We start from the raw sequence: 21598 nt of genomic DNA, 5'->3' as shown, positions 1-21598 counted from the left end.
GCCATGGCTTCAAACACCAACTACGAAAAGTACAAGTCCGACGGTTCCCTGCAGGGTAACCTGCTCGAATGGGTTGACGCGCGCTTCCCGGCGACCTCGATGTGGCGTGGCCATCTTTCGGAGTATTACGCACCGAAGAACTTCAACTTCTGGTACTTCTTCGGCGGTCTGGCGATGCTGGTACTGGTAATCCAGATCGTTACCGGGATTTTCCTGGTGATGTTCTACAAACCCGATGCGTCGCTCAACGCCGACGGAATTCCGGTGGCGTTTGCCAGTGTCGAATACATCATGCGCGACGTGCAGTGGGGGTGGTTGATTCGCTACATGCATTCAACCGGGGCTTCAGCCTTCTTTGTCGTCGTCTATCTGCACATGTTCCGTGGTTTGTTATACGGTTCCTACCGCAAGCCGCGTGAACTGATCTGGGTTTTCGGCGCGATGATCTTCCTGTGCCTTATGGCTACATCGTTCATGGGCTACCTGTTGCCCTGGGGACAGATGTCGTTCTGGGGCGCCCAGGTCATCGTGAATCTGTTCTCGGCCATCCCGCTGATCGGCGAGCCGCTCTCGATCTGGATTCGAGGCGATTTCGTGATCGGTGATGCGACGCTGAACCGTTTCTTCTCCTTCCATGTCATCGCTCTGCCGCTCGTCATACTTGGCCTGGTTGCAGCGCATATCCTGGCGCTGCATGAAGTCGGTTCGAACAATCCGGACGGGATCGAGATCAAGCAGAATCTCGATGCCAAAGGTATTCCGCTCGACGGCATTCCGTTCCACCCCTACTACTCGGTGAAGGACATTGTCGGCGTCGTCGTTTTCCTGATTGTCTTCTCGGTCATCGTCTTCTTCGCTCCCGAAGGCGGCGGCTACTTCCTTGAGTACAATAATTTCTTCCCGGCCGATCCGCTGAAGACCCCGCTGCACATCGCGCCGGTGTGGTATTTCACGCCGTCTTACTCGATCCTGCGCTCCATGGTGTGGCCGCTGTTCGGGCTGGATGCGAAGTTCTGGGGAGTCGTGGCGATGGGTGCTTCGGTAGTGATTATTGCCTTCCTGCCCTGGCTTGACCGGGCTCCGGTCAAGTCAATCCGTTACCGTGGCCCGATCTACAAGACTTTCCTGACGGCGTTTGTCATTTCTTTCCTGATACTCGGTTACCTGGGTACGCTGCCACCGTTCCCCCTGGGTCAGATCGTCTCGCAGATTTGCAGCCTCATCTATTTTGGCTTCTTCCTGCTGATGCCCTGGTACTCGAAGATTGACAAGTGCAAACCTGTACCGGAAAGGGTGACCTTCAAATGAAAGCGAACCACATGAAGACATTCCTGCTGGCGCTCCTGTTTGTACCGCTTACGGTATTTGGTGCGGGCGCGCAACATCTCGACCGGGCACCCAATGTACAGGGCGACCAGGCTGCTTTGCAGAGTGGTGCCAGAACATTCGTGAACTATTGTCTGAACTGCCACGGCCTGAGTTTTGTGCGTTATAACCGTTTGCTTGAACTCGGTTTGACCGATCAGCAGGTTCGGGAAAACCTGATGTTTACCGCCGACAAGATCGGTCAGCCGATGCGTATAGCCGCGCGTCCAGCCGAGCAGAAGCAGTGGTTCGGTGCAGCACCCCCGGATCTGTCGCTGGTGGCCCGGGCGCGGGCGTCTGGTGACGGTAGCGGTGCCGACTGGCTGTACACCTATCTGCGTTCCTTCTATCGTGATGAACAACGTCCGACGGGTTGGAACAACACCTTGTTTGCCAATGTCGGCATGCCGCACATCCTTTGGGAACTGCAGGGTCAACAGGTGCTGAATCACGAAACCCATAAACTGGAACTTGCGGTCCCGGGAAAGTTGTCGCCGGCCGAGTACGACAAACAGATTACCGATCTGGTGGGTTTTCTGGTCTGGGCCGGTGAGCCGGGTGCCGGTTTCCGCCGGCAGGTCGGCTATGGTGTTCTCGTCTTTCTGTTGCTTCTCTTTGGCGTGGCTTATGCGCTGAAGAAAGAATACTGGAAAGACGTCAAGAAGAATTAGTAACTGCCTGCCAACAGGCAAGCACGGCATCGCCGGCGTCAGCGTGCAATAGCGCCCGGCGCCGCCACGATGCCGGTTCGTTTTTTTGGGGTGTCGATCATGATGAATCTCTATTCGGGCACAACCTGCCCGTTCAGCCAACGTTGCCGCATTGTCCTGTACGAAAAAGGCATGGATTTCCAGGTCATCGATGTCGATCTTTTTGCCAAGCCGGAAGACATTGCCATGATCAACCCCTATGGCCGGGTACCGGTGCTCGTTGAACGCGATCTCATTCTGTACGAGCCGAACATCATCAACGAGTATATCGATGAGCGATTTCCCCATCCACAACTGATGCCGGCAGACCCGATCATGCGCGCGCGGGCGCGGCAGCTCCTGATCACCATGGAGCGCGAAGTTTTTTCTTACATCGATGCCCTGGAGAAGAATCTCAAGACAGCCGACAAGGCGCGTCAGATCATTCGCGACCGCCTGACCGAGATGGCTCCGGTATTCGTCAAGCAGAAGCATATGCTGGGCGAGGACTTTTCGATGCTTGATGTGGCGATTGCGCCGCTGCTCTGGCGCCTTGACCACTACGCTATCGAATTGCCGAAGTCAGCTGCCCCCTTGATGAAGTTCGCCGAACGGATTTTCAGCCGTCAGGGATTCATCGATGCATTGACGCCGTCCGAAAAAGCCATGCGTCGCTAAGCCGCAGTACGGCCTCGACATCTGGTTCAAGAGCCTGACCTATCATTTCCCTGTTCAATCGATTTGTTTCGGGAATGCACGTGGAACTGCCATCGACCAAGCCCTATCTGATTCGCGCCATTCATGAATGGTGCTGTGACAATGGTTTTACGCCCTACATCACCGTCATTGCCGATGAGCGTACGCGCGTGCCACGCGAGTTTGTGAGGGAAGGGCAGATCGTCCTGAACATTGGTTACGAGGCGACGGGGCATCTGAACATCGCCAACGAGGGAATCACTTTCCAGGCGCGCTTTGGCGGTGTGGCACGCGATATTTCGGTACCCATCGGCAATGTGGCGGCCATCTTTGCCAAGGAAAACGGTGCCGGCATGGCGTTCGAGCCGGAAAAAGCTGGTCTTGCCAGCAAGGCTCAGGAAACCGTACCCGGATCCGGTCTGGATCCCGAGCCGCCCCCGGTAGCACCCACCGGGCGCCCCAAATTGCAGCGTATCAAGTAAACCTGCACAGTCTTGAGGCACTGCTCTTCAGCACTGCACCAACATGAAGCATTGCTCCGCTTGCTTCTTGATAGATATTCTGTAACTCATTGTTTTTTTTACATGGCACATCTGTTGCGTATCTGGGCGCAGGAGTGCAAGTGATGACCAAGCAGATAAAATCGACCCCTTGTTGCCACGGCCTGGATTACGTCCAGTTAATCGAGGCTGAGAGTAGCAATCGTTCTGAGGTTCGCGCTGACCCGGATTACTCAGGCTGTGCGGTTGAGGGATGAATTACGCTTATTTCATCCGGGAGATTGCCCGCGGCAGCGAAAGCGCGCGCGACATGTCTCTTGAAGAAGCACAACAGCTCTATGGTGCCATGCTTGACGGCGGTGTGCCTGACCTCGAACTCGGCGCCATCGCCATTGCCTTGCGCGTCAAAGGCGAAACCATCAACGAGATGATCGGTTTTCTCGGCGCGGCCAACGAACGTCTTTACCCCCTGCGTCGCCCGCAGGGACGATTTCGCCCCATTGTCATCCCGACCTACAATGGCGCTCGCAAAGCGGCCAATCTCACCCCTTTGCTGGCCCTGTTGTTGCGGCGTTTTGGCGTCCCGGTTGTGCTGCATGGCCAGATCGAAGGTTTTGGCCGGGTGACCACAGCGCAGATTTTTCGTGAATTCGGCCTGATGCCCAGCACCAGCCAACTGCAGGCACAGCAGTTGCTGGATGAAAGCGGTCTTGTTTATGTGCCGCTCTCGATCATTTCGCCCGGTCTCAACAATCAGCTTGCCTTGCGCAGTCGCCTCGGGTTGCGCAACAGTGCGCACAGTCTGGTCAAGATGCTCGATCCGTTCAAGGGTGAGGGCCTGCTGCTCAGCGCAGCTACGCACCCCGATTACCTCGATACAATGCGTGAAGTTTTCAGCGCGCTGGGTACCCACGCCGTGTTGTTGCGCGGAACTGAGGGCGAGCCTTTTGCCAACCCCAAGCGACGACCGCGTATCGAATATCTGCATGATGGTGCCAACGACATCCTCTTCGAGGCCGAACACGACAGTCTGAAAAGACTGCCGAACTTGCCCGAAACCTGTGACGCCAAAACCACTGCGGGCTGGATGCGGCGTGTTCTCTCGGGTGAGCTTGCCGTGCCGCCGCCGATTGCCAACCAGCTGGCCTGTTGTCTTTATGCCAGCGGCTATGCCGACGACTTCAATCAGGCCAAGGCCATTGTTGCTGTTGATGGTTCGGGCCTGGCCGTTGGCTAGGCCAGTCTTGCTGGATTGTGCTTCGGGAAGCGAAATTGGGGTGCTGGTATAATCGGCCGTTCAGGCGGCTCTGCTGTCGTGCTTCATTCATTGGCTTGTTAAATGGAAATTCTGTCCCTGCTGGCCGATCCCCAGATGTGGATTGCCTTCTTCACACTGACTGCTCTCGAGTTGGTGCTGGGTATTGATAACATCATCTTCATCTCCATTCTGGTCGACCGGCTGCCGCCGCAAAGCCGGGAGAAGGCCAGGCTGATCGGTCTGTTTTTTGCCATGTTCATGCGTATCGGTCTTTTACTTGTCCTGACGTGGATCGTCGGCGCAACCGATCCCTTGTTCAGTGTGTTTGGCAAGTCCTTTTCGCCGCGCGATCTCATCCTGATCGGCGGCGGTGTTTTCCTGCTCTGGAAAAGTACCCAGGAAATTCACCAGTTGCTTGAGGGCGAAGAAGGAAAGGAAGTGAATGCGATCAAGGCGACTTTCACCGCCATCATTTTACAGATCATCGTCATCGACCTCGTTTTCTCGCTGGACTCCATCATTACCGCGGTTGGCATGGTCAATAATGTTCCGGTGATGATAGCAGCTGTAATTGCCTCGGTCGGGTTGATGATGGTCTTTGCCAAAAGTATCGGGAATTTTGTTTCGGATCACCCGACCATCAAGATGCTGGCACTGTCGTTTCTGCTCCTGGTGGGCATGGCGCTGGTCGCCGATGGCCTTGGACATCATGTACCGAAGGGCTATATCTACTTCGCTATGGCGTTCTCGCTCGGGGTTGAGATGCTGAATCTCCGGTTTCGCAAGAAACGTTCACAGCCGGTGCATTTACATGAGCCATTCAGCCGCAAGGTGCCCGATTGATCATGTGATCAGTCCTGTTTTTAAAGAATGTATTAATGGACGTCATACTCCTTATTTTTCTCATTTTGCTCAATGGCATTCTTGCGATGTCGGAGATTGCCGTTGTCTCCTCACGCAAGTCAAGGTTGCAAAAACTGGCGGATGACGGGAGCCCCGGGGCCCAGTCGGCACTCGCACTCAGCAATGAACCCTCAGGTTTTCTGTCCACCATCCAGGTAGGCATTACGACGGTAGGCATTCTGAGTGGCGCCATTGGCGAGAGCGCACTGGCCGATCCGCTAACCGGCTGGTTCGCACAATTTACCTTGATTGAGCAGTATGCCAGAGCGCTGGCACTTACCCTGGTCGTTGTTGGCTTGACCTACTTCTCGGTGGTGGTCGGTGAACTGGTGCCGAAGCGTCTCGGCTTGCTGGCGCCGGAAGCGATCGCTGCGCTGATAGCCGCGCCGATGAATATGCTGGCACGCCTGACTCGGCCTCTGGTCTGGTTGTTGTCGTCTTCTTCCAGTTTGTTGTTGCGTTTGATCGGTGCGCGCCGTCAGGAAGATTCGCCGGTCACCAACGACGAGATCAATGTTCTGATGGTGCAGGGCGCCGAGGCCGGGGTGTTTCATGAAAGTGAGCAGGCCATCGTCTCCAATGTGCTGCGTCTCGACGAACAGCGCATCGGTGCGATCATGACGCACCGCAACGATATCTACGTGCTCGATCTTGACGAACCGGAAGCAGAAATCCGCAAACGGCTTTCCGATAACCCCTATACGCGCATCGTCGTTTGTCGAGACGGTCTGGAGCATATTGTCGGTATCCTGCGTTCCGCCGACCTCCTCAAGCTGGCGCTGGCTGGAGAAAAACTTGATGTCGAGCGCTTTCTGCGCCCGGCACTCTATGTGCCGGAAGGCGTAACCACGACGCATCTGCTGGAAAGCTTTCGCAAGGCACGTCAGCAATGTGCGCTGATTGTCGATGAATATGGTGAGTTGCAGGGGCTGGTTACGCTGACCGATGTACTGACCTCTATCGTCGGCGAACTCCCTTCATCCGATACGCCGGAAGAACAGGATATCATTCAGAGAGCCGATGGTTCGTGGTTGGTCGATGGCAGTGTAGCGATCGAGCGCCTGAAATCGGTCATGGATATTGATGAGGAACTGCCCGGTGAAGATGAAAACGCTTTCAACACATTGGGTGGCCTGGTGATGTACGTACTCGGCCGGATCCCGGCGGAAACTGATCAGTTCGAGGTGGCTGGTTGTCGCTTTGAAGTGGTCGACATGGACAAAAACCGCGTCGATAAGGTGTTGTTGGCAAAACTTCCGCCACCCCTGGTGGAGGGCGCAGGCGAGACTGAATCGTAAAGCGGACGGTCTTGAGGCAAGCTTACAATTCAGGCATTTCCCGCGTTATCCAGCCGCCTTGATTGCTTTGGGCAATCAGGCGCCAGCCTTTAATGCTCCCGTCCTGCGCTGATGGTATTTCCAGGACAATTCTTCCCATTCGATGACCAGGCTGCCGCCGGTGCCCTCATGCTGCTTCTCCCAATTGGTGAGCAGGTCAAGGCAGGCATGGTCGATATAGTCCAGATCCTCGAAATGGATGTGCACGTCCGCTCCGGGACGCACCTGCTCCAGTTCGGCGGCCAGCAAAGGCAGGCGAATCAGCGTCGCCGAGCCTTTCAGAAAAAGGTTTAGGCGATTGTTGATAAAGTCTTCATCCCAGCGGATTTCCAGATGGGAGAACACATAGAGCAGCTTGAGCACAGACAGCAACAGGCCGAACAGCACACCCTTGAGCAGATCGGTCGAAACGATGACGATGATCGTTGAGAAGTAGATTACCGCTTCGGTCTTGCCGTAAAGAAGAAGTTTCGGGACGATCTTGGGATACGCCAGCTTGTACCCGGTGAACACCAGCAAACCGGCCAGGCTGGCCACCGGAATATAGGCCAGCGTGAACGGCAGCACCGCCGAGAATACGAGCAGCCACACGCCATGCAGGATCGCCGAGTTACGCGTCTGGCCGCCGGCATCGACGTTGGCGCTTGAACGCACGATAACCCCTGTCAGCGGCAGCACGCCGAGCAAGCCGCAAAGGGAGTTGCCCATACCCTGCGCAACGAGCTCCTTGTCATATTTTGTGCGAGGCCCCTGGTGCATCTGGTCCACGGCGCTGGCGCACAGCAAGGTTTCAGCACTGGCGATGAAAGCCACAGAAGCTGCGGCGATCAGCACGCCGCTGTCAAAAATGTTGGCAAGATTCTCCAGGGTCGGATACTGGATCACTGACCAGATGTCGTTGATGTCCTCCGGATTCTTGAGCAAATCCGGGATGTACTTGATTTTGAGGTGCAGCAATGCGGCCGTACCGACCGCGATCAGTATGGCTACCAGCGGCGCCGGCAAAATCTTCAATTTCTTCGGAGCGAAACTCGTCCACAGGGCAATCACGGCAATCGTCAGCACGCCGATGGCCAAGGCCTGCAATGGCGTACCCCCTTCAGCAAGCGTGTGGGACAGGGCGCCGGGAATGCCGAACAGGTTGTCGATACCGGCGCCGATCGGCTTGCCATCGAGCATCACATGAAACTGCGAGGAAAAAATCAGCACGCCGATGCCGGCCAGCATGCCATGAATAACGGCGGGTGACACCGCGCGGAACCACTGCCCCAACTTCAAGAGGCCGGCCACCACTTGCATCAGACCGGCCAGCAGCACGATCACGCCCAGCATCGGCAGGCCATGGTGCTGCACGATCTGCCACACCAGCACGGTCAGGCCGGCTGCCGGGCCACTGACCTGCAAGGGCGATCCGGCCAGAAAACCGACCACGATACCGCCGACAATGCCGGTAATCAGTCCGGCGGTGGGCGGTACCCCGGAGGCGATCGAAATCCCCATGCAGAGCGGCAAGGCCACCAGAAACACGACAACCGATGCCATCGCGTCCTTGCCGAAATTGCGGCGGTAATAGTCGAATGTTGATGTTTTTTGTGCCATTGCGAGTTTTCCCTGATTTGGTTTTACGGACTTTGGTGACCGTTTATTTTTTCATCAATACCCTTGGCCGGTATAGTTTAGCGGAATCGGCGAAACGAAGAAACTACAAGCCTCATCTTTAGCCCGGCGGGCTTCATAAATCGCAGTAGCGCGATCATTGTCCAGGGCAGGAGAAGCCACCTGACAGCCCGTCGGTGTCAAGCGAGAACACCTGTTCATGGTTCAGCCAGCCGCCGGCGCTGTAGGGCAATGGTTGAGGTGATCCTTCGCTGCGGATCAATGCACCTTGCCGTCAACGCGTTCCTGCAGCAGGTAGGGAATGTAGCGCCAGGCGAGTATCGAAAACCCGGCAAACCAGCAGGCTGCGGCAAGATGTATCCAGTGCAGATAGGCCGCAGGGTAGAGTTGCGGGGCAAGGATGCGCACAATTAATCCCAGGATCATGATCAGCAACACCGCTTTGTCTAAGCTGTCGAAAATGACTTTTCTTCCGGTGTGCCCCTTCGCAATGCGGATCAGCATGGCCGGAATGACCAGACCCATGACACCGAAAGTAAACACGTGGACGGATACCGTGCCGACCCAGCCCAGGTCGGTGAACGAGGCCATGCAGTTGATCAGTAGCTGGGCGACGAGGGCCAGATAACCGAGATACATGATGCCGAGGTCAAGCCGGCGCATGGCCAGTTGCGGCTTCCAGAAAATGAAACGGCCGATCAGCAGCAGGGCAAGGAGCAGGCTGATTCCAGCCGCCAGCCCGTTTGGCATCAGCCCGGCAAAAACCAGGGTCAGGGCGAGCAGTTTGATGCTCCCGTCGAGCGTCGGGTTGCGCAGGAGGGCAACCTGGAAAACGCCCTTCATGAATTGCGTCAGCGTACGTTCGAACATCACCAGAAAAGCCACGCGGAACAGCCCGATGGCCATCATCCAGCCGGTCTGGAAGTGCCCGGTGCTGAGCATCAGGCTCTTGGCAATGAGAAAGAGTGGCAGGATGATGAGGAAAAAATAGTTGTCGCGGTAGCTGTCATCCTGGCGGTATCTGAGCAGCGTCCACGCGATCATGACGACAATCGAAACGAGGAAGAGATTGTTCGAAATGCGGAACAGAATCGGCGGCAGGGCAACTTCAAACCACATCCCGGCGCGTTCGATCAGCCACGCGCCGACGAGAAAAATCAGCGCATGGCCATGGTAGCCACGCTGATTGACCCAGTTCTTGGTCGAAGTCAGCAGAAAGCCGCCGAGCACCGCCCAGCCAAAGCCGAAGAACATCTCATGGGCGTGCCACTGCGTTGGCGAGAACGAGCTATGCGGTGCCGTCAGCGTTCCGGTAAAGATCAATACCCACAGCATGGGCAGACTCAGACCGGACAGGCAGGCCAGTGAAAAAAATGGGCGGAAGCCGACGAGCCAGAGTGGGTGAGTCGATATTTTCATGGTGTGCTTTGAGACTGTTGGTCTGAAGACCGGTTAGAAGGTAGCGGCACAGTTAAAGCTCAATGGCGCTCCGCTTTCCGGGTGCGCGAAGGCCAGGTATTCGGCGTGCAGCAGCAGACGATCGGCCTTTGCCCTGGTCATTGGATCCGCGTAGAGCGAGTCGCCGAGGATCGAGTGGCCGATCGCCTGCATATGCACCCGAAGCTGATGCGTGCGTCCGGTTTCCGGCGTGAGTTCGAGGCGGGAGCTGTGTCTTGTGGCGTCATAACTCAACACGCGGTAGCGGGTGAGCGAGGCCTTGCCTGTCACGAAGTCGACCTTGTGGCGCGGGCGGTTTGGCCAATCAACGATGAGCGGCAAACACACCTCGCCCGAGTTCTGCGCAAGTTCTCCCTCGACCACGGCGATGTAGCGCTTTTCTACCCGCCGATCCTGAAACTGGATGCTCAGGCGTCGATGCATGGCCTTGCCGCGTGCGATAACGAGCAAGCCCGAGGTGTCAAAATCCAGACGATGCACGATCAGTGCATCCAGGTATGCGGCCTGAACACGCCTGATCAGACAATCCTGCTTGTCGCTGCCGCGTCCGGGTACGGAAAGCAGAGCGCCCGGCTTGTTCACCACCAGCAGTGAGTGATCGGCGTAGATCAGGTCGAACCCCTGATCGGGCAATGCGGGTTGCGGAGTTGCTGTCATGGGTGAAGTGAGATTGGTTAGATCATGCGCGACCGTTGGTACTGCGCGTATTGTCGCGCGATTCCACGGGCAGCACAGGTTTAATCAAATCATTTACACTTCGCGGCTAGTTCGGCGAGAGTTGCCGAAGACGTTTTATTCAGGAGAGTGCTATTACTACCATCATTCCGCAACTGGCGACGATCAGTATCGAATTGAGCCAGCACATTGCCGAAGTAAAGCTGCATCGCCCTGATCGCTCCAATGCCCTGAGTGAGGCCATGTGGCAGGAGTTGCGCACGGCTTTTCTGTGGGCTGATTCGACGCCCGGGGTGCGTGTCGTTGTGCTCAGCGGTGCCGGCAAGAACTTCTGTTCGGGAATCGATCTGTCGATGCTGGCGGGCGTCGAAGCGCTGGTTGCGCATCGCGACCCGGCGCGTAGTCATGAAGCGCTGCGCCACGTGATTCTCGACCTGCAGGATTGTCTTACCTGTGTCGAGCGTTGCCGCAAGCCCGTATTGGTAGCGATTCAGGGGGCCTGCATCGGTGCCGGCGTCGATCTGGTGAGCTGCTGCGACATGCGTTACGCTGCCGCCGATGCACAGTTTTCGGTGCGGGAAATCGAGTTGGGAATGGTCGCCGATGTCGGCACGCTACAGCGTCTGCCGTGTCTGATCGGGCAAGGTCTGGCGCGGGAACTGGCTTACACCGCGCGCCAGGTCGATGCCGGTGAGGCGCAGCGCTGCGGACTCGTCAATCGTGTGTTCGATAACCATGATGCGCTGCACGTGGGCGTTCGTGAGATCGCTCACTGCATCGCAGGGAAATCGCCGCTGGCCATCCGTGGCACCAAGGAAATGCTCAATTTCGGTCGCGATCATTCAGTTGCCGATGGACTCACCTACGTGGCGACGTGGAATGCGGCGATGCTGATGTCGGTCGATCTGGCCGAGTCGATGCGTGCCCTGCGCGAGAAGCGCAAGCCTGAATTCGACGACTGATTCGTGGTGGATACCTTCTTGCACCACGTGACGCTTGCCGCGCCGCTCTTTGCTCTGGTTTTTGTTGGCTATGCCCTGATGCGATTGTCAGGATGGCGGCCGGCAATGTCAGAGAGTCTCTCGCAATTCGTCTTCTCGGTGGCCTTGCCGGCGATGCTGTTTCGTCTGATGAGCGACTTCTCAAAGCTGCCGCCCGTCGATGCGCGCCTGCTGATCGCCTTCTTCGGCGGCTGTCTGATCGTTTTTGTCATTGGCCGGCTGATCGCCTGGAAACTGTTTGCGCTCGATGGCGTGTCGCAGTCGGTATTCGCGCTCGGCGGCGTGTTTTCCAACAATGTCCTGCTCGGCTTGCCACTGGCCAAGGTGGCACTTGGCGATGCGGCGGTTCCTTCGGTAGCGCTGGTGCTGGTGTTCAACGCGCTGATCCTGTGGACGCTGGTCACCGTTTCAGTCGAGTGGGCACTGCACGGCAGCTTTTCAGTGCGCGGCTTTGGCAAGACGTTGCGCGGCGTACTGACCAACCCAATTGTTGCCGGCATTCTTTCCGGCGCGCTGCTCGGTTTGACCGGCTGGCCCTTGCCGGCGGCCATCGACGTGCCGCTGGCCATGGTCGGGCAGGCCGCAGCACCCTTGGCACTGATCGCTCTCGGCATGGGCCTGGCTGAGCACGGTGTGCGCGAGGGCTGGAAGATCAGCGTCTCAATCTGTGCGGTCAAGTTGCTCATTCAGCCGTTTGTGGTGTGGTCACTGGCCCGTTTGATCGGACTACCTCTGATGGAAACGCGGGTGGTGGTATTGCTGTCGTCGATTGCCGTGGGTGTGAACGTCTATATCATGTCGCGGCAATTCAAGGTGCTTGAGGGACCGGTGGCCAGCAGTCTGGTGTTGTCAACCGGGCTGGCGGCGCTGTCAACGCCTTTGGCTTTGACGCTGACCGGCCTGTAACCAGTAGGTTACATCGCATCAATCATTCCGGCGCAGGCTGCCAATGGCGCGCAGAAACTCGTTGCGCTGCTGCTCGGACGTTTCAAACTCACCGGTAAAGGACTGGGTGATGACGCGTTCGTCACCGCGCCGGTCTTCGCCGAGCAGGAGGCACAGTTGTTCGGCCTCAAGCACACAGGCGGCGCCGCGTGCCTGGCCATGATGCATCAGCGCTTCGGCAATATCCCGAGTCATCCACTCCTGGTAGGTAAAGCGGTGGCCGATGGCGTCAACCAGTCGCGCTATTCGGCCAAAGCCGTGCAAACGTCCGCCGGGAAGATAGGCGACATGGGCGAGGCCGCGAAACGGCACTAGATGGTGCGGGCAGACCCCATGAACGGCAATGCCGCGGACGATCACCATGTCACGGCGATGGTCGGCAAATCCCTCGCCCAGCGCGCGGGCCGGGTCGAGGTCATAGCCGCCGAGCAGTCGTTTTTGCCAGAGTTCGCGTACGCGCTGGGCGGTTCTGCCCATGTGTGCGACGTCCGGCGCAAGGCCGCAGGCCCTGAGCAGGTCGCTGACCGCCTGTTCGAATGCCGGCGCGTCAAAATTGTTCCGGCGCGGAATGCCGATGTCGGCTGAAGAGGGTGGGGTGTGTTCATTCTCGCTGTGCTCGGACATCGCGTGCTCCCGGTTCGAATGGCTGATGCGGGCGATAATACACGCCTTGAACAAACGCGTTAGTATTCAGTCCTATGATCCGGCACCCCTATTTGATTTGCCTGACAAGCCACATCGAGTCGGTATGAGCGATAATGTCGCTCGTGAGCGGTTTTACAGGCCTGTTGTTGCAGTAAATTCGGGCTGTCAGGGTTGTGGAAGGATATAGATGAAGTGTGTTGATGATTTCCGTCTGAAGTTTGGCAAGCAGGAGCTGGTGCCGATCATGATCGGTGGTATGGGGGTCGATATCTCGACGGCCGAACTGGCGCTCGCGGCGGCTCGTCTGGGTGGTATCGGGCATATTTCAGATGCCATGATCAACACCGTGGCTGACCGGCGATACAACGCCAAGTTTGTCAAGGATAAAATCAAGCAGTACAAGTTTAACGTGGCCAACACCGACAAGTCGGTGGTCCAGTTTGATCTCGGGCAACTGGCCGAAGCAACAGCAATGCACATTGGCAAGACGATGGAGGCCAAGCGCGGCGATGGTCTGATCTTCGTCAACTGCATGGAAAAGCTGACCATGAACGCGCCCAGGGAAACCTTGCGCGTCCGCATGCGGGCAGCACTTGATGCCGGTATCGACGGAATTACGCTGGCTGCCGGGCTGCATCTGGGATCCTTCGCGCTGATCGAGGATCACCCGCGCTTTCGCGATGCCAGGCTGGGCATCATCGTTTCCTCTTTGCGTGCATTGCAACTCTTCCTGCGCAAGTCGTTACGCACTGGTCGCTTGCCTGACTATGTGGTAATCGAAGGGCCGCTGGCCGGCGGCCATCTGGGATTTGGCATGGATTGGGCCGAGTATGACCTGGCGACCATCGTTGCAGAAATTCGACAGTTTTTGCTGGCCGAAAAACTCGATATTCCGCTGATTCCTGCAGGTGGGGTTTTTACCGGCAGTGACGCCGTCGCCTACCTTGAAAACGGTGCGTCGGCCGTCCAGGTGGCGACGCGCTTTACTGTTGCCAGGGAATGTGGATTGCCCGAGGATGTGCAGCAGTTGTACTTCAAGGCCAGCGAAGATCAGATCGAGGTCAACCTTATTTCACCGACCGGCTACCCGATGCGCATGTTGACCACCAGCCCGGCGATTGGCGATGGCATTCGCCCGAATTGTGAAGCCTATGGCTATCTGCTCGATGCCAACGGCTGTTGTTCCTACATCACGGCCTACAATCGTGAAGTCGCGGCGAATCCGGGCGTCAAGCGTGTCTCGGTGAAGGACAAGACCTGTCTGTGCACGCAGATGCGCAACTTCGATCTGTGGACCTGTGGGCATAACACCTATCGTCTCAAGGAAACGACGCATAAACTCGATGATGGCAGCTACCAGTTGCTCAGTGCCGAGCACATTTTTCGCGATTATCAGTTCAGTACCGACCACAAGATCGCGTTGCCGGACTAGTTCCGGTTTCTGCCGAAAACTATTTTATTAGACTCTGGCGCCTGGCCTTGCTATTGTTCTGGGGCAGTTTTCATAATGTCCTTATCTGGGAGCATCTCAATTGGGTACAAAGCTATACGTAGGCAACCTGAGCTACGACATCAACAAAAGCGATCTGGAGCAGATGTTCGCCGCGCATGGAACGGTAACTTCGGCGCAAGTGATCACCGATCGTGAAACGCAGCGCTCGAAGGGTTTCGGCTTTGTCGAGATGGGTTCGGAGCAGGAGGCTCAGGCCGCGATTTCCGCACTTAATGGCAAGAGTATTGACGGCCGTGCCTTGACCGTCAACGAAGCTCGCCCGCAGGAGCCGCGTAGTGGCGGCGGTGGCTTTGGTGGCGCACGCCGCGGCCCCGGTGGTGGTGGCGGTGGGCGTGGCCCCTATGGGTCTGGCCGTGGTGGTTCAGGCGGAGGTGGTGGTTCGGGTGGTGGCGGAAATCGTTACTGACTGATTTTGCAAGCACAGGGTCGGGTACCACGGGTGAATGTCACCGGTAGCGTGCTATCTGTTGCTTTTTATTGTAGCGCTTCATTCAGCCTCCGGGCCGATCAGGGATATTGTTTTGGCAAAACCTAATTACTCGTTTGAAAAACGCCAGAGAGATCTGGAAAAGAAAAGAAAACAGGAAGAGAAACGCCTGCGCAAACTTGCGGAGAAAAAACCCGCAGATGACGGCAGTGCAGGGCTTTCGTCTGAAGAGAGTGCTCCGAGCGATGCTGACCCGGCTGGCGCTGGCCACTGACCGATAGGTGCCGGATCACCCCACAGCTTTTTGCGGCACCAATGCCGGGGGCTGCATGTTGGTCTGACCGGCCTGTTTTCGTTTTCACGCGATCAATCGCATCCGCCGCAAGAGTTGCCGACCGTTTTCGCCCATGCTCAGTTATCGTCACGCCTTCCACGCCGGCAACCATGCCGATGTTCTAAAGCACCTGGTGCTTGTCCAACTGACGCGCTACCTCGCGCAGAAGGACAAGCCATTCTGGGTTATCGATACGCACGCCGGTGCCGGGGCTTATGCGCTGGACTCCGGTTATGCGCTCAAACTCGCCGAATACAAGGAAGGTATCGCTCTTTTGTGGGGGCGCAACGACCTGCCGGCAGCACTCGCCGACTATGTGGATCTGGTGCGCAGGATCAATCCGGATCGTCGCTTGCGCGCTTACCCCGGTTCACCCTATTTTGCCTTGTGGACTATGCGTGGGCAGGATCGCCTGCGACTCTTTGAATTGCACAGCAAGGACGCGCGTCTGTTGCAGGAGAACTTTCAGGATGCCGGCAAACAGGTCATCGCCGAAGCGACAGACGGCTTTGCCGGACTCAAGGCGCTGTTACCGCCGCCGCCACGTCGCGCTGTGGTTCTGATCGATCCGGCCTATGAAGACAAGCACGACTACGAGCGGGTGTTTCATGCACTGAAAGAGTCATTGACGCGCTTTCCCGACGGTACCTATGCGCTGTGGTATCCACAACTGACCCGCCTTGACGCCCATGAATTGCCGCCGCGACTAAAACGTCTGCCCGCCGGGAGCTGGTTGCATGTGGCACTGCGCGTCAGGGAGCCGGCCAGGGACAGCTTGGGCATGCACGGTAGCGGCCTGTTCATCCTAAACCCGCCGTGGACGCTGCACGGCACGCTTGCCGGGGTGATGCCTTATCTGGTCGATGTGCTCGGACAGGATGCCGGCGCGGGCTATACGCTTGAACAGCATGAAGGCTAGTATTTGGTCATGTCGAAAGACATGGAAAAAGCTTTGCCATCAAGCCACACACAAAGATTCACCAGGAATATTCACCAGGAAACAGCCTGGTTTTCCCTGGTGCGCCTTGGCGAGTTTTGTTGAGGTGGTAATGCCTTTGAAGCTGACGTCCCATCAGTCTTCGCTGGCCCTGTCGAGTCGAGTGTATTTTCGGCTCGAACCGTAACTTTTCTCGATCGGGTACTTCGCGGCATTCTTTTCGAGTTTGCTGCGTGCTGCTTCTTCAAGATTGATACCGGCCTTGTCGGCGATGAGCAGCAGATAAAGCAGGACATCGGCACACTCGTCACGCAGGGCCTGGTGCGCGCTTTCATCGTTCATCAAGCTTGTCATTTCCTCGTCGGTTTTCCATTGCGTGAGCTCAAGCAACTCCGCTGCTTCCAGATTGAGCGAGACGATGAGGTGGCGCAGGGTGTGGAATTGCGCCCAGTTGCGCTCGTCGCGAAATTTCAGCAAAGCCTGTGCCAATTCCGGAAGGCTCATGAAGTCAGCCGAAAAAGCGCTGCTGGATCGCAGTCTTCATCCGCATGCCAGTGGCCTGTGCGCGTGCCAGACGTTCGCGTAAGAGAATGTCAATGGGGTGCTTCATGGGGGACTGTCCTGATTCTTGTCAATGTATTCATTTTACTGCGCGGGGCGGGGAGCCAGGACGAAAAAAAGCCGCAGGCTTGCTGCGGCTTTCAGGTAAGGCAGGGGCCTACCTAGAGCATGGCCTTGACGGCTTCGGCTTCGTCGGTAAGTTCCTTGAGCGTCTTGTTGATCTTCTCGCGTGAATAATCGTCGATTTCAATGCCCTGGACAATCTTGAAGGATCCGCCTTTGCACTCGCAGGGGAAACCGAACACGATGCCGTTCGGAATACCGTAGGAGCCATCGCTCGGAACGCCCATGGTGACCCAGTTGGCAGAACCGAGCACCCAGTCATGGATATGGTCAATGGCAGCGTTGGCTGCAGAAGCCGCAGAAGAGAGTCCGCGTGCCTCGATGATGGCGGCGCCGCGCTTGCCGACGGTGGGCAGGAAGACATCGTTATTCCAGACCGGATCGTTGATCAGCGTCTTGACGTTGTCGCCGTTGGACGTGCAGTTACGGTAGTCGGCGTACATGGTTGGCGAATGGTTGCCCCAGACGACGAGATTCTTGAAGCTTGAAACCGGGCGGCCGCTCTTGACGGCGAGCTGCAGGACGGCGCGGTTGTAGTCTAGACGAAGCATGGCGTGGTAGTTGGCCGGGTTGGTACGGCCCACCTTTTTGGCAGCGGCGGCGGCAATCAGTGCGTTGGTGTTGCAGGGGTTGCCGACGACCAGCACCTTGACGTTCTCATTGGCGTTTTCGGCTATGGCTTTGCCCTGCACGGTGAAGATGGCACCGTTTGCCGTCAGCAGATCGGCACGCTCCATGCCGGGGCCGCGCGGACGGGCGCCGACCAGCAGGCAGATATCGGCATCCTTGAAAGCGACATTCGGGTCGTCAGAAGTGCTCATGCCGGCAAGCAGCGGAAAGGCGCAGTCGTCGAGTTCCATCATGACGCCCTGGCAGGCTTTCTGGGCTTGCGGCAGGTCGAGCAACTGGAGGATGACCGGCTGATCCTTGCCGAGCATTTCGCCGGAGGCGATGCGGAAAAGCAGGCTGTAACCGATCTGGCCGGCGGCGCCGGTGACTGTGACGCGGATTGGGGCATTGGACATGGTGCGGCTCCTGTGGATATGAAAGAAATGGAAAAACCTGAAAACTAGCGATAATTCCCCGAACTGGCTTATTGGGTGAAAGAAAACAGTTTGAGATCATAAGAGCGAACGTCCGATGATGTCAATTGTCAATTTATATGTCTTGTGTCTTATATAAGACATTTATATACTTATGGACATTATCAATGATTTGTGCTGAAATTACACTTTATGAGCCAGCCATCGTCCGTCCATTCTCCGACCTTCAGTCCCCTCTATCGGCAAATCAGGGAGTTGATTACAAGGAGCCTTGAAACTGGCGAGTGGAGGCCGGGCGATGCCATTCCCAGCGAATCCGAACTGGCGGCGCGTTTTGGTGTGAGTCAGGGCACGGTGCGCAAGGCGATCGATGAAATGGCGGCCGAGAATCTGCTGGTGCGTCGACAGGGCAAGGGCACTTTCGTTGCCACGCACGACGATCCGCGTTCTTTTTTTCGCTTTCTTCGCCTGGCGTCCGATGATTCCGATCTGCAGACCTTAAAGAGCATTCCCCTGGAGTGCTGGCGAGCCAAGGCGGGGGCTGACGTTGCCCGTACTCTCGCGCTGGAGACCGGGGCGCCGATCATTATTCTTCGCCGACTGTTGCAATGCGGCGAACGACCGGCTGTTTTCGATGAAATCTACCTTCCCGGCGAGTTGTTTTCCGATCTGACGCTGGATATCCTCAAATCCGGCGAGATGTCCCTGTACAGTCTGTTTGAAAGCCGTTATGCTGTTCGCATGATACGTGCAGACGAGCGCCTGCGCGCCGTTCCAGCCGACAGGGTGAGTGCAGATTTGTTGCAGGTGGCCGAGGGTAGCCCCTTGTTGCTGGTCGAGCGCGTCACCTTTACCTATGACAACAAGCCCGTGGAGTGGCGTCGTGGCTATTATTCGACCCAGAATTTTTACTATTTCAACGAACTGGGGTAATGCAGGGAATAACGTTTTTTTCTGAATTTGTTTGCTTTGTAGTGAATTGTAATTTTCGGGTTAATGCAAGTCCAAGCGGCCATTTTTTGGCCGCCTAACAACAGGGAGAATGTCCATGGCAGAAATGACTTTAAAGAAGAAGCGACCAAAAAACCTCGATCTGATGACGATCCGATTGCCCCTTCCGGGTATCCTGTCGATCCTTCACCGTGTGAGTGGGGCAGTTCTTTTCCTGCTGCTGCCCGTTCTCCTCTGGTTGTTCGAGAGCAGCCTGGCTTCTCCTGAAACCTTTGCCGTAGTCAAGAGCATTGCTGCACATCCATTGGTCAAACTGATCCTCTTAGGACTGATCTGGCTTTACCTGCATCATTTCTGTGCCGGCATCCGTTATCTGCTGCTCGATCTGCACAAGGGAATTGACCTCGAATCGGCGCGTCTTTCCAGCAAGATTGTTTTTGCAGTCAGTATCGTCCTGACCCTGCTTATAGGAGTGAAGGTGCTATGGTAAATCGAATTCTTGTCGGGGCTCACTACGGGCTCAAGGACTGGGTCATCCAGCGTGCGACGGCCATCATCATGGCGCTGTACACGGTCATTTTCTTCGCCGTGGTACTTGTCGTCGGGCCCGATTCCTTTGCGGCGTGGCGCGGCATTTTTGCCAACGGGTTCATGAAGTTTGCCACCTTCCTGTGCTTCGTCAGCCTTTTCTATCACGTCTGGATCGGTATCCGGGATATCTGGATGGACTACATCAAGCCGGATGGCTTGCGTCTGCTTCTGATGATTGCAACCGCTACGGCGCTGGTCGGCTATGCCGGCTGGGCCGTGCAGATTCTGTGGAGAATTTAAGTGAGCAAGATAACCATACCCGTTCGCAAGTTTGACGCGGTGATCGTCGGAGCCGGCGGTGCCGGTCTACGCGCCGCCATTCAACTTTCCGAAGCCGGCCTGAAGACCGCTGTCCTGTCCAAGGTTTTTCCTACGCGTTCGCACACGGTTGCGGCGCAGGGTGGTGTTTCGGCTTCGCTGGGCAACTCCGAGGAAGATCATTGGCACTGGCATATGTACGACACCGTCAAGGGATCCGACTGGCTCGGCGACCAGGATGCCATCGAATACATGTGCCGCAAGGCACCCGAGGCGGTGGTCGAACTTGAGCACTTCGGCATGCCATTTGACCGCACCGACGAGGGCAAGATTTATCAGCGGCCCTTCGGTGGCCACATGTCCAACTTCGGCGAAAAACCGGTTCGTCGCGCTTGCGCGGCCGCCGACCGGACCGGTCACGCCATGCTGCATGCACTCTATCAGCGCAACGTGCGGGCCAATACCCAGTTTTTCGTTGAATGGATGGCGCTTGATCTGATTCGTGACGCGGAAGGGCAGGTACTCGGCGTCATCGCGCTGGAAATGGAAACCGGTGATGTCGTCGCCTTTCACGCCAAGGCCACCATCTTTGCCACCGGCGGCGCCGGACGCATCTACTATTCGTCGACCAATGCCTTCATCAACACCGGTGACGGCCTCGGCATGGCAGCACGCGCTGGTATTGCACTCGAAGATATGGAGTTCTGGCAGTTTCATCCGACCGGTGTTGCCGGTGCCGGCGTGCTGATTACCGAGGGCGTGCGTGGCGAAGGCGGCATCCTGCGCAATTCGGACAACGAGCGCTTCATGGAACGCTACGCCCCTAACGCCAAGGATCTGGCTTCGCGCGATGTCGTTTCGCGGGCCATGGTGACCGAAATCAACGAAGGTCGCGGCTGCGGGCCGCACAAGGACTTCGTGCTGCTCGACATCACGCACCTCGATCCGGCGACGATCATGAAGCGTTTGCCGGGTATCCGCGAAATTTCGATCCAGTTCGCCGGTATCGACCCGATCAAGGCGCCGATTCCGGTGGTACCGACCTGTCATTATCAGATGGGCGGAATTCCGACCAATTACCACGGCCAGGCCGTCAATCCGGATGGCAGCACCGTCAAGGGCTTCTATGCGGCCGGCGAATGCGCTTGTGCTTCGGTGCACGGGGCCAATCGCCTGGGCACCAACTCGCTGCTCGATCTGCTGGTGTTTGGCAAGTCCTCGGGTGATTCGGTGGTTGAAGCCATCAAAGCGGATCCGAAAGACCTGAAGGAGCTTCCGGCCGATTTCGCCGAGCGCACGCTGGCCCGTCTGAATCGCCTGAATACGCAGAAGGGCGGTGCCAGCGTCAATGAAACACGACTCGAAATGCAGCGCACGATGCAGAAGCACTGCGGTGTGTTCCGCTTCAAGGACATGCTGGTGGAAGGAGTGAGCAAGATCTGTGACATCGAGAAAGCGGTGCACCTGACCGAGATCGGCGACAAGTCGCAGACCTGGAACACGGCCCGCGTCGAAGCGCTTGAACTCGACAACCTGATCGAAGTGGCCAAGTCGACCATGGTTTCTGCTGAGGCGCGCAAGGAGTCGCGCGGTGCGCATGTGCGGGACGATGCGCCGGATACCGCCGCCAATCCGAACGGACGCGACGACGAGATATGGCTCAAACACTCCCTGTGGCATCGCGAAGGCAACCGATTGAGCTACAAGCCGGTGAATCTCAAGCCACTATCCGTCGAAACCATCGCGCTCAAGACCCGCGCCTACTGATCGC

Annotated in this window: 23 protein-coding genes; 17 read left to right on the top strand and 6 right to left on the bottom strand. The window is 57.0% G+C overall.

Features of this window, described 5'->3' with window-relative positions; genetic code table 11:
* The first annotated feature begins 3 nt into the window (after nt 1-3).
* From JNM42_RS04405 to JNM42_RS04375, 7 genes are all read left to right on the top strand, one after another.
* The gene (locus tag JNM42_RS04405; RefSeq protein ID WP_294266754.1) at nt 4-1308 is read left to right on the top strand and encodes a cytochrome bc complex cytochrome b subunit; all 1305 of its coding nucleotides are present in this window, start codon (nt 4-6) and stop codon (nt 1306-1308) included.
* Between the two features lie 11 nt (nt 1309-1319).
* A complete protein-coding gene (locus JNM42_RS04400) occupies nt 1320-2036 on the top strand; it encodes a cytochrome c1 (RefSeq protein WP_294266894.1) in 717 nt (238 codons plus the stop codon).
* Between the two features lie 99 nt (nt 2037-2135).
* Nucleotides 2136-2732: a glutathione S-transferase N-terminal domain-containing protein gene (locus JNM42_RS04395; RefSeq protein ID WP_294266751.1), complete on the top strand. Its 597-nt coding sequence runs from the start codon at nt 2136-2138 to the stop codon at nt 2730-2732.
* Nucleotides 2733-2812: 80 nt separating this feature from the next.
* Nucleotides 2813-3232 carry a ClpXP protease specificity-enhancing factor gene (locus JNM42_RS04390; protein ID WP_294266749.1) on the top strand — a complete coding sequence of 140 codons (420 nt, stop codon included), beginning with the start codon at nt 2813-2815 and terminating at the stop codon, nt 3230-3232.
* Between the two features lie 271 nt (nt 3233-3503).
* A complete protein-coding gene (ybiB, locus tag JNM42_RS04385; protein WP_294266741.1) occupies nt 3504-4487 on the top strand; it encodes a DNA-binding protein YbiB in 984 nt (327 codons plus the stop codon).
* Nucleotides 4488-4589: 102 nt separating this feature from the next.
* On the top strand, nt 4590-5351 hold the full coding sequence (locus tag JNM42_RS04380) for a TerC family protein (RefSeq protein WP_366504402.1): 762 nt from the start codon (nt 4590-4592) through the stop codon (nt 5349-5351).
* 35 nt (nt 5352-5386) lie between these two features.
* Nucleotides 5387-6709 carry a hemolysin family protein gene (locus JNM42_RS04375; RefSeq protein WP_294266738.1) on the top strand — a complete coding sequence of 441 codons (1323 nt, stop codon included), beginning with the start codon at nt 5387-5389 and terminating at the stop codon, nt 6707-6709.
* A 75-nt stretch (nt 6710-6784) separates the two neighbouring features.
* Here JNM42_RS04375 and JNM42_RS04370 read toward each other — a convergent pair whose 3' ends face one another.
* The 3 genes from JNM42_RS04370 to JNM42_RS04360 all read right to left on the bottom strand — a co-directional run bounded on the left by JNM42_RS04370 (nt 6785) and on the right by JNM42_RS04360 (nt 10480).
* The gene (locus tag JNM42_RS04370; RefSeq protein ID WP_294266735.1) at nt 6785-8347 is read right to left on the bottom strand and encodes a SulP family inorganic anion transporter; all 1563 of its coding nucleotides are present in this window, start codon (nt 8345-8347) and stop codon (nt 6785-6787) included.
* A gap of 276 nt (nt 8348-8623) precedes the next feature.
* Complete coding sequence (locus JNM42_RS04365) at nt 8624-9784, bottom strand: NnrS family protein (RefSeq protein ID WP_294266732.1); 1161 nt, start codon at nt 9782-9784, stop codon at nt 8624-8626.
* A 33-nt stretch (nt 9785-9817) separates the two neighbouring features.
* A complete protein-coding gene (locus JNM42_RS04360) occupies nt 9818-10480 on the bottom strand; it encodes a pseudouridine synthase (protein WP_294266730.1) in 663 nt (220 codons plus the stop codon).
* Between the two features lie 137 nt (nt 10481-10617).
* Here JNM42_RS04360 and JNM42_RS04355 point away from each other — a divergent pair, with 137 nt between their 5' ends.
* Both JNM42_RS04355 and JNM42_RS04350 read left to right on the top strand, forming a co-directional pair.
* Nucleotides 10618-11460, top strand: coding sequence for a crotonase/enoyl-CoA hydratase family protein (locus tag JNM42_RS04355; protein ID WP_366504404.1), 843 nt, complete (start codon nt 10618-10620; stop codon nt 11458-11460).
* A 6-nt stretch (nt 11461-11466) separates the two neighbouring features.
* Nucleotides 11467-12405: an AEC family transporter gene (locus JNM42_RS04350; protein ID WP_294266727.1), complete on the top strand. Its 939-nt coding sequence runs from the start codon at nt 11467-11469 to the stop codon at nt 12403-12405.
* Nucleotides 12406-12423: 18 nt separating this feature from the next.
* Here the strand turns inward: JNM42_RS04350 and folE are convergent, their stop codons facing one another.
* Nucleotides 12424-13068, bottom strand: a complete 645-nt coding sequence (gene folE / locus JNM42_RS04345) for a GTP cyclohydrolase I FolE (RefSeq protein ID WP_294266725.1) — start codon at nt 13066-13068, stop codon at nt 12424-12426.
* A 208-nt stretch (nt 13069-13276) separates the two neighbouring features.
* On the opposite strand from folE, the gene JNM42_RS04340 reads away from it, so the two are divergent.
* The 4 genes from JNM42_RS04340 (at nt 13277) to rlmJ (ending at nt 16282) form a co-directional block, all read left to right on the top strand.
* Nucleotides 13277-14521: a nitronate monooxygenase gene (locus tag JNM42_RS04340; RefSeq protein WP_294266722.1), complete on the top strand. Its 1245-nt coding sequence runs from the start codon at nt 13277-13279 to the stop codon at nt 14519-14521.
* Between the two features lie 100 nt (nt 14522-14621).
* Entirely contained in the window at nt 14622-15008 is a 387-nt protein-coding gene (locus tag JNM42_RS04335; protein WP_294266720.1) for an RNA-binding protein, read from the top strand.
* Between the two features lie 37 nt (nt 15009-15045).
* On the top strand, nt 15046-15303 hold the full coding sequence (locus tag JNM42_RS04330) for a hypothetical protein (protein WP_294266718.1): 258 nt from the start codon (nt 15046-15048) through the stop codon (nt 15301-15303).
* Between the two features lie 133 nt (nt 15304-15436).
* Nucleotides 15437-16282, top strand: a complete 846-nt coding sequence (gene rlmJ / locus JNM42_RS04325; protein ID WP_294266713.1) for a 23S rRNA (adenine(2030)-N(6))-methyltransferase RlmJ — start codon at nt 15437-15439, stop codon at nt 16280-16282.
* Between the two features lie 153 nt (nt 16283-16435).
* Here the strand turns inward: rlmJ and JNM42_RS04320 are convergent, their stop codons facing one another.
* Nucleotides 16436-16804, bottom strand: a complete 369-nt coding sequence (locus tag JNM42_RS04320; RefSeq protein WP_294266710.1) for a nucleotide pyrophosphohydrolase — start codon at nt 16802-16804, stop codon at nt 16436-16438.
* 218 nt (nt 16805-17022) lie between these two features.
* Entirely contained in the window at nt 17023-18009 is a 987-nt protein-coding gene (locus JNM42_RS04315; RefSeq protein WP_294266708.1) for a malate dehydrogenase, read from the bottom strand.
* A 210-nt stretch (nt 18010-18219) separates the two neighbouring features.
* Between JNM42_RS04315 and JNM42_RS04310 the strand changes: the two genes are divergently transcribed.
* The 4 genes from JNM42_RS04310 to sdhA all read left to right on the top strand — a co-directional run bounded on the left by JNM42_RS04310 (nt 18220) and on the right by sdhA (nt 21594).
* Entirely contained in the window at nt 18220-18960 is a 741-nt protein-coding gene (locus JNM42_RS04310) for a GntR family transcriptional regulator (RefSeq protein ID WP_294266706.1), read from the top strand.
* A gap of 115 nt (nt 18961-19075) precedes the next feature.
* Nucleotides 19076-19468 (top strand): succinate dehydrogenase, cytochrome b556 subunit, encoded by a 393-nt coding sequence (gene sdhC / locus JNM42_RS04305; RefSeq protein WP_294266704.1) that lies wholly within the window; start codon nt 19076-19078, stop codon nt 19466-19468.
* Entirely contained in the window at nt 19462-19809 is a 348-nt protein-coding gene (gene sdhD, locus JNM42_RS04300; protein WP_294266701.1) for a succinate dehydrogenase, hydrophobic membrane anchor protein, read from the top strand. The genes sdhC and sdhD overlap by 7 nt, the downstream gene beginning before the upstream one ends.
* Before the next feature lie 9 nt (nt 19810-19818).
* Nucleotides 19819-21594 carry a succinate dehydrogenase flavoprotein subunit gene (sdhA, locus tag JNM42_RS04295; protein ID WP_294266885.1) on the top strand — a complete coding sequence of 592 codons (1776 nt, stop codon included), beginning with the start codon at nt 19819-19821 and terminating at the stop codon, nt 21592-21594.
* Nucleotides 21595-21598: the final 4 nt, after the last annotated feature.

The sequence above is a fragment of the Propionivibrio sp. genome (assembly GCF_016790145.1).
GTDB lineage: Bacteria > Pseudomonadota > Gammaproteobacteria > Burkholderiales > Rhodocyclaceae > Propionivibrio.
The sequence above is the reverse complement of the archived record's forward strand: the minus strand, read 5'-3'. Positions and strand labels throughout refer to the sequence as shown.